Origin of the sequence: Lysobacter antibioticus, from assembly GCF_001442535.1 — a bacterium.
Lineage (GTDB): Bacteria > Pseudomonadota > Gammaproteobacteria > Xanthomonadales > Xanthomonadaceae > Lysobacter > Lysobacter antibioticus.
In genome coordinates, this window is sequence record NZ_CP013141.1 from 5,661,174 (window position 1) to 5,673,626 (window position 12,453).

10 protein-coding genes are annotated in these 12,453 nt (G+C 66.1%); 3 read left to right on the forward strand and 7 right to left on the reverse strand.

What is annotated here, in order from left to right:
- Positions 1-130: 130 nt before the first annotated feature.
- Positions 131-889 (reverse strand): DUF3472 domain-containing protein, encoded by a 759-nt coding sequence (locus GLA29479_RS22905; protein ID WP_057916542.1) that lies wholly within the window; start codon positions 887-889, stop codon positions 131-133.
- Positions 890-1,502: 613 nt separating this feature from the next.
- Between GLA29479_RS22905 and GLA29479_RS22910 the strand changes: the two genes are divergently transcribed.
- From GLA29479_RS22910 to GLA29479_RS22920, 3 genes are all read left to right on the forward strand, one after another.
- On the forward strand, positions 1,503-4,133 hold the full coding sequence (locus tag GLA29479_RS22910; protein WP_057972967.1) for an excinuclease ABC subunit UvrA: 2,631 nt from the start codon (positions 1,503-1,505) through the stop codon (positions 4,131-4,133).
- Between the two features lie 1,006 nt (positions 4,134-5,139).
- A complete protein-coding gene (locus GLA29479_RS22915; protein ID WP_057972968.1) occupies positions 5,140-5,751 on the forward strand; it encodes a TetR/AcrR family transcriptional regulator in 612 nt (203 codons plus the stop codon).
- 135 nt (positions 5,752-5,886) lie between these two features.
- A complete protein-coding gene (locus GLA29479_RS22920; RefSeq protein WP_057972969.1) occupies positions 5,887-6,921 on the forward strand; it encodes an NADP-dependent oxidoreductase in 1,035 nt (344 codons plus the stop codon).
- Between the two features lie 90 nt (positions 6,922-7,011).
- Here the strand turns inward: GLA29479_RS22920 and GLA29479_RS22925 are convergent, their stop codons facing one another.
- From GLA29479_RS22925 to GLA29479_RS25030, 6 genes are all read right to left on the reverse strand, one after another.
- Complete coding sequence (locus GLA29479_RS22925; RefSeq protein ID WP_082638937.1) at positions 7,012-8,031, reverse strand: M28 family peptidase; 1,020 nt, start codon at positions 8,029-8,031, stop codon at positions 7,012-7,014.
- 217 nt (positions 8,032-8,248) lie between these two features.
- Positions 8,249-9,283, reverse strand: coding sequence for a hypothetical protein (locus GLA29479_RS22930; RefSeq protein WP_057916546.1), 1,035 nt, complete (start codon positions 9,281-9,283; stop codon positions 8,249-8,251).
- Positions 9,284-9,450: 167 nt separating this feature from the next.
- Positions 9,451-9,960 carry a hypothetical protein gene (locus tag GLA29479_RS22935; RefSeq protein WP_057916547.1) on the reverse strand — a complete coding sequence of 170 codons (510 nt, stop codon included), beginning with the start codon at positions 9,958-9,960 and terminating at the stop codon, positions 9,451-9,453.
- Between the two features lie 200 nt (positions 9,961-10,160).
- Complete coding sequence (locus GLA29479_RS22940; RefSeq protein ID WP_057916548.1) at positions 10,161-10,673, reverse strand: hypothetical protein; 513 nt, start codon at positions 10,671-10,673, stop codon at positions 10,161-10,163.
- Between the two features lie 121 nt (positions 10,674-10,794).
- On the reverse strand, positions 10,795-12,075 hold the full coding sequence (locus tag GLA29479_RS22945) for an acyltransferase family protein (protein ID WP_057972970.1): 1,281 nt from the start codon (positions 12,073-12,075) through the stop codon (positions 10,795-10,797).
- Between the two features lie 71 nt (positions 12,076-12,146).
- Complete coding sequence (locus GLA29479_RS25030; RefSeq protein WP_144436710.1) at positions 12,147-12,377, reverse strand: hypothetical protein; 231 nt, start codon at positions 12,375-12,377, stop codon at positions 12,147-12,149.
- Between the last annotated feature and the right edge of the window lie 76 nt (positions 12,378-12,453).

The window sequence follows — 12,453 nt, forward strand, 5'->3', positions numbered from 1 at the left end:
CGGCGCCGTGCAGGCGGACTAACCGCGGTGGCGGCGGTGCCCGGTCATCGGCCGGTCCCGCTCGTCGCGGCAAAAACCAAGGCCCGCCGATGCGGGCCTTGGTTTTTTGCGGATCTCGCACCGACGCGCGTTACTCGCTCGGCGATGCGTATCCGTCGAGGTTGCTGACGATGTTCATGCACTTGCCGGTGCTGTCGCAGGCGGCGTGGGCGATGTTCTTGTCGTTGCAGTTGCCGTAGGTCTTGGTGGTCTGGCTGGTCGCCGGCAGGTTGCCGTTGGCGACCGGCAGGTAGAACACCGAGGATTGCGCGCCGATCACGTTGCACGAGGGCAGTTGGTTCGCGCCCTGGCTGTATTCCTCGACGAAGCTGACGGTCTGGCTCTTGAAGCCGCTCCAGGTGGCGGGGATGTTGATCGTGGCGACGGTGATGCTTTCGCCGCTCATCAGGTCGGTGACGACGCCGGTCACCTTGGTCGAGGCGCGGATCACGTCGACCTTGTACTTGTGGCCGGGCTTCCAGTTCCATTTGATCTGGCACTGCACGCCGCTGCCTTCGTGGGAGAAGTGGCCGCAGCTGGCCCGGCTGGATGCATCCCAGCCGCTGGCGAGCCAGATCGAGAAGTTGAGCCAACGCTGGCCGCTGCGATTCTGCAGGCCGATGTAGCCGCCGTCGCCGCCGTGGAACCAGAACTGGTTGGCCCAGTAGTAGTTCGACCGCGAGCCGCCGTCGTGATTGACCTGATCGTAGAAGGTGAGCTGGTTGTAGCCGGCGGTGGTCGCCGGCCAATGCGCGTCGGTGCTGACGATCCCACCCACGACCACGGCTTGCGCGGTCGGCCCGATCAACATGCCTGCTGCGATCAGCCCGGTCAGAGCTAGCTTCTTCATTGCGGTTCCTCTTGCGGATGGGGCCGCCCGCGAATGCGGATCGGCGCACTGCGTGGGTGCAGCGCGAACCTAGCGGTCCGCACGACACAGTGGAACGGCCGATATCGTTGTCATCCGGGAGTGCGGCGGTAGCCGATCACGTTATCGATCATTGCATCGCGATCCGCGCTTGGCGCCGCCACGGAAGCGTCGCGAAGAATGCGCGGCGACTGCGGATATCGGCGCCGTCGTCCTGTTTGTGCGGCGGTGCATCGAGCGCAGGCGCCTTCGTTGAAAGACAACGGTGTCTTCCGGGGGCGATGCCACGTCGAGGCAGCCGTCGCGCGTTGCGGTCGCGAGCTATTGGCGCCGCGAGGCATCGGGCACGCTGGCTCGGGCGGTGGGTTCCGGCCCGGCGATGCTTTAAGACTTCTTGGTCCGTTTCGCAGTGCCGTCTCGCCTGGACGAATCGCAGCGGGCTCGCCCGAGGCCGGCACGAGCGCGGCCGGCGCGCGCTGGTGGCACCCAGCGAGCCCGCATCGGCCGATTCGGTACAGCGCCTCGCTCCCCAAGCGGGACGCGAGCGGGTATCTTCACCGCCCTCCCGCGTCCCCAATGCTCCAATCCAGCCCCTATGGCCAAGAAACAACTCCGTCGCGACCCCGGTTTCGACGCTTTCGTCCGTGTCCGCGGCGCGCGCGAACACAACCTCAAGGACATCGACGTCGATATCCCGCGCGATGCGCTGGTGGTGTTTTCCGGCGTATCGGGTTCGGGCAAGTCCTCGCTCGCTTTCGGCACCCTCTATGCCGAGGCGCAGCGGCGTTACCTGGAATCGCTGTCGCCGTATGCGCGGCGCCTGATCGATCAGGTCGGCGTGCCCGACGTGGATTCGATCGAAGGCCTGCCGCCGGCGGTGGCCCTGCAACAGCAACGCGGCAGCCCGAACGTGCGTTCGACGGTCGGCAGCGTGACCACCTTGTCGAGCCTGCTGCGCATGCTGTACTCGCGCGCAGGCACTTACCCGGCCAAGCAGCCGATGCTGTATGCCGAGGATTTCTCGCCGAACACGCCGCAGGGCGCCTGCCCGAATTGCCACGGCCTGGGCTACGTCTATGAAGTGACCGAACAAACCATGGTGCCCGACCCCTCGCTGAGCATCCGCGAACGCGCGATCGCATCGTGGCCGCCGGCCTGGCACGGACAGAACCTGCGCGACATCCTGGTGACCCTGGGCTACGACATCGACAAGCCCTGGCGCGATCTGCCGAAGAAGGATCGCGAGTGGATCCTGTTCACCGAAGAGCAGCCGTCGGTGCCGGTGTACGCAGGCTTCAGCGTCGCCGAGACCCGCGCCGCGTTGCGCCGCAAGGCCGAGCCCAGCTACATGGGCACCTATATGGGCGCGCGTAAATACGTGTTGCATACCTTTGCCAGCACCCAGAGCGCGCTGATGAAGAAGCGCGTGTCGCGCTACATGATCGGTGCGCAGTGCCCGCTCTGCGACGGCCGGCGTTTGAAACGCGAAGCCTTGTCGGTGAGTTTCGCCGGGCTCGACATCGGCAGCCTGTCGCAGCTGTCGCTGGACCGGATCGCCGAGGTGCTGAAGCCGGCAGCGGAAGGCCGCTTCGATGCACCGACCAGCGCCGCCACCCGCAGCCGCGCGGCCGGTCGCAGCGCCGAAGCCAAGCGCATCGCCGCCGGCGGGCTGGCCCATGCCGGCAGTTCCGACGTGCGCCGCACGCCCAACCTGTCCGAGGAAAAACGCATCGCCGCGCAGCGCATCGCCCACGACCTGGTCGAACGCATCGGCACCTTGCAGGCCCTGGGGCTCGGTTACCTGGCGATGGACCGGGCCACGCCGAGCCTGTCGCCGGGCGAGTTGCAGCGGCTGCGCCTGGCTACCCAGATCCGTTCCAATCTGTTCGGCGTGGTCTACGTGCTCGACGAGCCTTCGGCCGGCCTGCATCCGGCCGACAGCGAGGCCTTGCACCGCGCGCTCGACCAGCTCAAGGCCGCCGGCAACACCGTGTTCGTGGTCGAGCACGACCTGGAAACCCTGCGCCGCGCCGACTGGTTGGTCGACGTGGGCCCCGACGCCGGACAACACGGTGGACGCATCCTCTACAGCGGGCCGCCCGACGGCCTGCGCGACATCGAGGCCTCGCGCACCCGGCCGTATCTGTTCGATCTCCTCGCCGCCGAGCCGCGGCCCTCGCGCAAGCCTTCGGGCTGGCTGGAGCTGCGCGGCCTGCATCGCAATAACCTGCATGGCCTCGACGCGCGTTTTCCCTTGGGCGCGTTCACCGCGGTCACCGGTGTGTCGGGTTCGGGCAAATCGAGCCTGGTCAGCCAGGCCTTGGTCGAACTGGTCGGCGAACACCTGGGCCACGAGCCGGTGCCCGAAGAGAGCGACAACGACATGCCGCAGCCCGGCCCGCTTGCGCGCGTTTCCGGGCGGTTGCACGCCGGCGCGGATGCGATCAAGCGCCTGGTCAACGTCGACCAGAAACCGATCGGCCGCACCCCGCGCTCGAACCTGGCCACCTACACCGGCTTGTTCGATCACGTGCGCAAGCTGTTCGCCGCGACCGCGATGGCGAAGACCCGCCGCTACAACGCCGGGCGTTTTTCCTTCAACGTCGCCCAAGGGCGTTGCGACACCTGCGAGGGCGAAGGCTTCGTCCAGGTCGAGCTGTTGTTCATGCCGACCGTGTATGCGCCGTGCCCGACCTGCCACGGCAGCCGCTACAACGCCAAGACCCTCGAAGTCGTATGCAACGGACGCAACATCGCCGAGGTGTTGGCGATGACGGTCGACGAAGCGTTCGCGTTTTTCGACGGCGAGCCGGCGATCCGCCGCTCGCTGAGCCTGCTGCGCGACATCGGCCTGGGCTATCTGCGTCTTGGGCAGCCGGCCACCGAACTGTCCGGCGGCGAGGCGCAGCGCATCAAGTTGGCGACCGAGCTGCAGCGCAGCCAGCACGGCGACACCTTGTACGTACTCGACGAGCCGACCACCGGCCTGCATGCGGCGGATGTCGACAAACTGATGGCGCAGTTGCACGGCTTGGTCGAAGCCGGCAACACCGTGGTGGTGGTCGAGCACGAGATGCGCGTGGTTGCCGACGCCGATTGGGTCATCGACATCGGCCCCGGCGCGGGCGAGCAGGGCGGACAGATCGTCGCCAGCGGCACGCCGCAACAGGTCGCGAGTTCGAAGACGAGCCGCACCGCGCCGTATCTGCGCGAGGTGTTGGCTTGATTGGGGACTGCATCGGCACGTTGAGTCGATGTGCGGGCGCTCGGCTTTGTCCTTGACCTTGTTGTGGCTGTGCGCAGCAACGCACTAGCGAAGGCCATAGAAGACCCGGAGGGCGGCCCGCAGGGATGCGGGCCGTTTTTCATCGGGACAGGGATGTCCCGTATGAAAAAGCCCTGCGTCGGCATCGCTCGCGCGGGCCCTTGACTCAAAAAGAAGCATTTTTCTTTGGTTACCTTTCTTTTGTTGCTTATGACAAAAGAAAGTAACCCGCCGCTTTAGTGGCGGAAGCTTTTGGCGTTTGATCTTGTTTTCAAAGAATCTTCAAGCAAGTGCAAAGCTTCCGTCCGCTGATGCGGCCGGGTTACTTTCTTTTGCTGGCCCAAAAGAAAGCTAACCAAAGAAAAGGCCTTCCTTGACGAAGCTCCCCTGCGAGCACGCAGCCCGCGCCGGGATTTTCCGATAAGACGTCCCTGTCTTATCGGAAAACGCCGCACGTCCTGTGCGGCGCCCTCCGGGTCTCCAGGTGTTCTCGCAAGAGCGGTATTGCGGCAAGCTCTTTGCGGCAACGGCAACGGCAACGGCAACGGCAACGGCAACGGCAACGGCAACGGCAACGGGTTCTGCACAGGCTAGGGACGTCGCCAGACCGCTCGGCGTGGTCGCGCCTTGCGCAGCTCCTACCCCCGCGACGGCACACCGCTTCGGCGGGACGACTTCGGCATTGGTGCCACTGCGCGTTCCTTGGTCGCGGCTCGCGCCGCTCCTACCCCGCGACGGCACGCCACTTCGGCGGACGACCTCGGCCTTGTTGCCGTTGCGCGTTCCTTGGTCGCGGCTTGCGCCGCTCCTACCCCGCGACGGCACGCCGGTTCGGCGGCAGACCTCGGCCTTGTTGCCCCTGCGCGTTCCTTGGTCGCGGCTCGCGCCGCTCCTACCCGGAAGCAATCGCGGCTCGCGGCCCATCCAGAACTAGACGACCGGTCTAATAGGCGCTATCGTGCCCCCCATGAGCGCAGCCACCACCGCCACCGACGTCCGCCGGCACATCCTCGAGGTCGCCCACCCGCTGTTCTTGCGCAAGGGCTTCACCGCGGTCGGGCTGTCGGAAGTGCTGGCCGCGGCGCAGGTGCCGAAGGGCTCGTTCTATCACTACTTCGGGTCCAAGGAAGCCTTCGGCGAAGCGGTGCTCGAGGTCTACTTCGCCGAGTACCTGGGGCGGATGGACGCTTTGTTGTCGCAGCCCGGCACCGGGGCGCAGCGGGTGATCGCTTTCTTCAACGATTGGCTCGATTCGCAGACCGGCGAGGAAAGCGAAAGCCGCTGCCCGGTGGTCAAGCTCGGCGCCGAGGTCTGCGATTTGTCGGAAAGCATGCGCGCGGCGCTGGCCCGAGGCACGCGCGGGGTCATCGATCGGCTGGCCCGCAGCATCGAAGCAGGGCGCCTGGACGGCTCGCTCGCCGGTCTTGCCGATGCATCGGATTCGCAGGCGACCGCGGTCGCGCTCTATCAGAGCTGGCTCGGCGCTAGTCTGCTGGCCAAGATCGCCCGCGACCGCAGCGGCCTGGACATGGCCATGGTCGGCACGCGAGAGCGGCTGGGCTTGGCCGAAGACGCCTGAGGCGGGAGTGCGCCTGCGCTCCCGCCTTTGTTTTATCTGATTTCTAGACGACCGGTCTATTTGTTGTGTGGGCCTGTCGCCAGCACCCCGCTTACGAGCGATCCAACCCAACCCCACCGCTAAAGGAATGCCCCTATGTCGCAACGCGATACCGTCAACCGCCGCATCGTCCTGGCCAACCGTCCGCGCGGCTTGCCGACGACCCAGGACGTCCGCTTAGAAGAAACCGCCGTGCCGACGCCCGACGAAGGCCAGGTGCTGCTGCGCACGCTGTACCTGTCGCTCGATCCCTACATGCGCAATCTGATGGACGAAGCCGGGACCAGTTACGCGCCGCCGGTAGCGCTGGGCGCGCCGATGGTCGGCGGCACGGTCAGCCGCGTCGCCGCCTCGCGGCACCCGCAGTTCCGCGTCGGCGAGATCGTGCTCGGCAATGCCGGCTGGCAGGACTACGTCCTGTCCGATGGCAAGGATCTGCAGGCGCTCGGCGACATGCCGCAGCCCTCGTTCGCCCTCGGCGGCCTCGGCATGCCGGCGTTTACCGCTTACGTCGGCCTGCTCGACATCGGCCAGCCGCAAGCCGGCGAGACCGTGGTCGTGGCCGCGGCGACCGGTGCGGTCGGCTCGGTGGTCGGGCAGATCGCCAAGCTCAAGGGCGCGCGCGTGGTCGGCATCGCCGGCGGCGCCGAAAAATGCCGCCATGCGGTCGAGGAGCTCGGCTTCGACGTCTGCCTGGACCGCCACGCCCCCGGACTGGCCGAACAACTTGCCGCGGCCTGCCCGGACGGCATCGACGTGTATTTCGAAAACGTCGGCGGCGTCGTGTTCGACGCGGTGTTGCCGCTGCTCAACATCGGCGCACGCGTGCCGGTCTGCGGCGTGATCGCGCACTACAACGGCGCTGAGCACACGTCGGGCCCGGACCGTTTGGCGCAGACGATGACCGCGCTGTTGCAGAAGCGTATCCGCATGCAGGGCTTCATCATCCTCGACCATTACGGTGATCGCTTCGAAACGTTCAGCCGCGACATGAGCCAGTGGGTCGCCGAAGGCCGGGTCAAGTTGCTCGAGGATGTCGTCGACGGCCTGGAGAATGCACCGACGGCCTTCATCGGCCTGCTCGAAGGGCAGAACCTCGGCAAGCGCGTGGTGCGAGTCGCCGCGGCCTGAGGCGAGGCTCGAACTACGCGAGTATGTTCGGGCCCAACGCCCGGCGCGCATGCAACCGGCGTCCTCGCGGGTCGCATGCGCGCGATGGATTCAATCGGCGCCGGGCCGTTGCGCGATCGCGTACACCGCCTGCACTACCTTGGCCATGCGCGTGTAGTCGAGCTTGTCGTAGGTGTCGCTGGCTTGATGGTAGGTGGTGCTGCGCAGGAAGGCGGTGTCGCTGACCATGAAGGCCGGATAGCCTTCATGCCAATAGCTCAGGTGATCGGAGAAATCGATGCCCTGCAACAGCGGCGGGGCATTGATCGAGTGCACCGGCAGGTCGGTCGCGCCGGCCATGATCGCCTTGAGCCGACGCAGGGTGCCGAAGTCGCTCATCTTGCCGACCAGGACCACGAAATTGCCGCGGTCCGGGTACAGGCGAGCCATGCCGCGCACCGGATAGCGCTGGCTGCCGGGGCGGTCGCTGAAGCGGCCGATCATTTCCAGCGACAGCATGAATTCCACTTCGCGCCCGCTCGCCTTGAGCGCGCGCGCATGCCAGGCGCTGCCCATGTGCTCGCTGCGGAAATGCGGAGGCTCTTCCAGGGTGTAAGCGACCAGCTCGACCGCGTGCGCGGGCGGGTTGCGCCCGAGCAGGCGCGCCAGCTCGAGCAAGCCGGCGACACCGCTGGCGTTGTCGTCGGCGCCTGGCGTGTGGGTGCGCGGCGAATAGCCGCGCGGATCGTCGTTATCGATGCCGACATCGGCGAAGGAGTCGTAATGCGCGCCGATCACCCGCACCGGCCCCGTGTCCGGGCCGAAGCGCACGATCACATTGCGATAGGTGCTTTCTTCGACCGTTACGTCCTGATAGGAGACGCGGCCGCCGCTGTTGGCGAATTCGTTGTGGATGAAGCCTGCGGAGCGCTCCAGGCTGTCGGGCTGGTCGTAGCTGCGCGGGTACAGATCAACCGACAGATGTCTGACGTCGGCCTTCAGCCGCGCCGCGTCGACGATGGCGGGCGGCGATGGCAGCGGAGTGACGAAGGGTTGTACGACCGCGGCGACAGTACCCGTCGCGACCAGCGCCGCGGCGCCGGCAAGCATGAGCAAACGGCGAACCATCATAGGGAGCGACTGCCTTGTCCGTGGGCTGGCCGGGGCCGGCCAGACAGGCAGATATACCAGCGAATGCGGCCGCCTTGCGACTGCGTTCGATACGCCGTGGACTCCGCGGGACGGCGACTCGGTGCCAGACCGCGTTTCCGGCGGCAGGCGTCATCGCGACGCTCGGCAATCGGGGCCCGCGGGAAGTTGGCAACCGGGATTCAATCGGTCGCGCGCTTTACAGTTTCTTCAGACCTTGGTTGTCGAACCCGTCCGGGCTCTGTTGCATTGTCGATTCGGTGATGCTCGAAGAGCCGCGTCCGGCCAGCGTGGACGCCACGCCCAGGGCCAAATCGATCGCCACTGCGGTCTGGCCGAGAAGCTTGCGAGCGAGCCCCGTGGGTTCGCGGAAATCGTAGCCGGCCATGACCGCTCTGATCGCCACCTTTTGGTTGGCCATGAAGGCCGCGATCGGCACCGCATTCGTCGCCGGCGCTGCGCCAGTCGTATTGGCGAGGGAGCGGTTGTATTCGCCGGCTACCTTGCGGGCAGTCGCCGCCCTCTCGCTCTCGGGAAGAGTCCAGTAGTCGATCTTGAGCATTGCCGTGGAGGCAGAGGTGGAGCCGGAAGAGGAGGTAGAAGTCGAAGTGGCAGCGGTAGTAGAAACGAAGTTGGTGAGATCGACTGGCGGGGGAGGCGTGTAGTCGGTGGACTTCTTGATGAAGTCCTGGTCGGCTGCCACCGCTGCCCCCAACGATCCGATGTCGAAGCGGACCAGCCGCTCCCGGGTCCAACCGGCAAGCACGAGGTAGCTATGCGGATTGGCAAGTAACTCGTCCAACTCCTGTAGCAGGAGCGCCGGGTGGGCCGAATCATCGCTGCCGCTGATACTGCCGCTGCCGTTGGTACTGCCACTGTCGCTGTCGCTGCTGTCGTCACCGTTCGGCGGCGATATTCCGGCGCCTCGCATATCTCCATTGCGATTGAGGAGTGGGTAGAATTCCCCCAGGATCTCCGATTGGCGCCGCGCGCTCATGCCGACCTTCCGCACGAGGTCCTGCACCATCTGATACCAGTGCACTCGATGCAGGATGTCCATCGCCGCCCAATCGTCGGGTTGCATCGAGGCTTTGCGGAGATGGCCGATGATGCCATCCAGGGTCACCGCATCGATGCCGTCCTGGGGATCGACTTTCGAGAGCGCGAACAGATCGCTGATGGTTTCGGCTTTGGAGTTGGCCTGTTCGGCCTCCTTCGTCGACTTGGTTCCCATGAGGCGGATTCCTGTGGGCGCAATGGCGGGATGCTTAACGAAACGCCGCAAGCGGATCGCCGTGAAAGAACCCGATCGACGGGGGGAGCCGCCCTACGCATTCGCATAAGCCCGACTGCCGCACGGCGATGGCCCCGGCCTTGCGAGGACGAGGCCATCGGGCCGGCTCAAGGCCCGGTGTATTTCTCGAGCTCCAACCACTTCTCCGGCTTCTCCTGGGTGCGCAGCTCGATCGAAGGCACCTCCACCGGCGACATGACCAGCAGTTCTTTCGGCCGCGGGGACCAGATCACTGCGATCTTGGTCGCCATGTCGAGGTCGTTGCTGTCGAGGTAAAGCTTCATCTTCGCGACGTCGCCCTGTCCGAGTACCGACCACGGTTGCAGGACCAGTCCTGTGGTATCGAAGCGATAGAAGTATTGGTAGGTGTCGTAGGCGGTTGCTGCGTCCAGCCCCGAGCTGAAGAACCAGCCGTTCTCGCGTTTCTTGCCCAAGCACCAAAGCTCGGCTTGGCCGGCCAGCGTGCCGTTGGTCACCAGCTGTCTGAGGTTGGCCCGGCTGGTGTCGATGCTGTCCGATTTCCACGGTTTGAAACCGCCGGCCTTTTTGACCTCCCCCGGGGTTCGCCCGGGTTTGCCCCCGATGGGGCCGTCTTCGCCGCGATAGGCATAAGTCATTGCGCGTCTCCGTTTCGATGGGGTGAGGGCGAACGCGCGCTGTATGCGCAGCCGCGGTCGACCGCGGGCGCGGCGCCGGCCGTACCCGCATCGGAAACGAACGTTGTCGGAGGAGCGAGTGTGAAAGGCCGGTAAGCAGGTGCATACGCTGCGGCCGCAGGTGCGTGTCCGCTTATGCCCGGCCTCGCGTCTTCGCCGGCTCAGTTCCCGTTGTAGTCCTTGAGGGGCAGCCACACATCCGGATTCTGGTCGATGCGCAGATCGATCAGGTCCACGCCTACCGGCGACATGACCAGCAACTGCTCGGGGTTGCCTATCCAGACCACCGCGATCTTGGTCGCGGTATCGAGGTCGTTGCTGTCGAGGTACAACTGCATCTCCGGCACGTCGTCCTTGCCGAGCAGCGTCCACGCCTGTTGGGTCAGGTCGGTGATGTCGAAGCGATAGAGGTACAGAAGCGAATGGCGGACGGCGATCGCTTCGTTCAGATCCACGCAGAAGAACCAGCCGTCCTCGCGGTTTTTCTCGCTGCACCAGCGTCCTGCCTCAGTGGCCAGCGTGCCGTCGTTGACCAGCTTTCTGAGGTTGGCGCGGGTGTTCGGGAGGCTGTCGGACCTCCATGGCTTGAAACCGCTGTATAGCTTGATGTCGGCCGGGGTCCACCCGAACGCGCTCCCGCCGGGGCCGTCTGCGCCGCGATAGGCATAAGTCATTGCAAGTCTCCGTGTCGATGGGGCAGGTAAGGTCGTGCGGTTCCATGCCCGGCGGCGACAGCGCCCGCATCGAAACGAACGTCCTGGGGTGTGTGTTCGATACAGCGTTATGCGTACCGCGCTAAGTCGTAGCCGGCAGCGGCGCCTGCGCGTCGGACTTGGCGCCAAGCCGGCTTGCGATGCGCTTGCCGAGGCGGATGCCGGGCTCTTCGACGTAGCGATAAGTCAGCAGCGCGCTCGCACACAGCAGCAGGGCGCTGCCGATATACACGCTCCAGAACGGCAGGCCGCCGCTGGCGGCATAGGCGCTGACGCCGGGAATCGCGAACACCGCGACCAGGATCAGCCCCTGCGAGAGGTAGATGCCGTAGCTCAGCTGGCTCAGCCGGCGCGAGGCCGGCCACGCCAACAGCCCGAACAAACGGTTGCCCGAGCACAGGATGAAGAAGAACGTGCCGGCGAGCGGGCACAGCAGGAACAACTGCGCCAACCCGATGCGCGGGGCGCCCGCGACCATCGTGGCGAACAGCACGACCAGGCAGAGCAGTGCGACGCCGCCCCACAGCGGCTGCTGCCAGCGCAGGCGCGCGCCGATGCCGGCGTGCAACAGCGAGGCGACGAACATGCCGGAGCCGAGCATCAACACCAGTTCGGCCAACACCGCCAGAAACAATATCGGCCGCGGCTTGATCCCGGGCTCGAAGCCGCCGTGCCAGCTCGCCGCCGCGATCGTCAGCAAACATACCGCGACCAGGCCGGCGCTGAAGCCCAGGTGGCGGCCACGGCGCACGAACCAGGCCGAAATCGGCAGCGAAAAATAGAACAGCCATTCGAAGAACAGGGTCCAGGTCACGCCGGCGAGGATGGTGCCGGTGTCGGCGTAGCCGTTGATCGTCGGCGGTGGCGGCACGATGCCGAGCGCCAGCCAGCCCAGGGCCGAGGCGATCGCCTGCGACGGCGGCACCCGCCATTGGAAACCGGTGCGGTAAGCGACGATGGCGATCATCGTCAGCACCGCGACCAGATACATCGGCCCCAGGCGGAACACGCGACCGATGTACAAGGCCCTCCAACGCGGGCGGCCGTCGGCCTTGAGCAGTTTGTTCCAGAACAGGAAGCCGGTGATCATGAAGAACAGGCAGATCCCGAGCAGGCCGGCGGTGTTGTAGAACGCCGACGGCGACGGTTTCCACACACCGGTGCGCAGGTATTCGTGGTGGACGATGACGTGGCTGGCGAACACGCTGAGGGCGAGAAAGCCGCGCAGGCCGTCGAGGGTGTCGCTGCGCTGCTCGGCCTGCGGCGGCGCGCGATCGGCGGCCCGGAACCAGGGCAGGACGGCGAAAGCCAATGCCAGCGCCAGCATCGCGAAGTACGGCCATACCTGATGGATATCGACCATGCGGTTCCGACGCGGGGCGGTGTGTGTCGGCCGAGACTAGCGGCGTCGCCAGCGCGCTTCCGGTGGTTGGATCACGCTTCCTCATCCGCCGCGCGGCGGATGTCGATACTCGGAACGGGTTTGCCGTTCGAGCGGGCATCGGTCGCATACGCCGCGCTCGTGCGCAGGCCTCGGCCTGCGGCGGTAAGCTCGTCGACACCCCGATATTCAAACCGGGCCGCGATGCGCCGGCGCTTGCGTCGTCGTCGGCCCGCTGCAGGTTCTTTTCGCATGACGGATGATTCGATGACCGGTTCGGACACACGAGCGGCGCCGCACCCGGTGGCAGTCGCTGCGACCGCCCCGGCCCGCGCGCGCGGCGCCCCCGAAGCCAGCGCC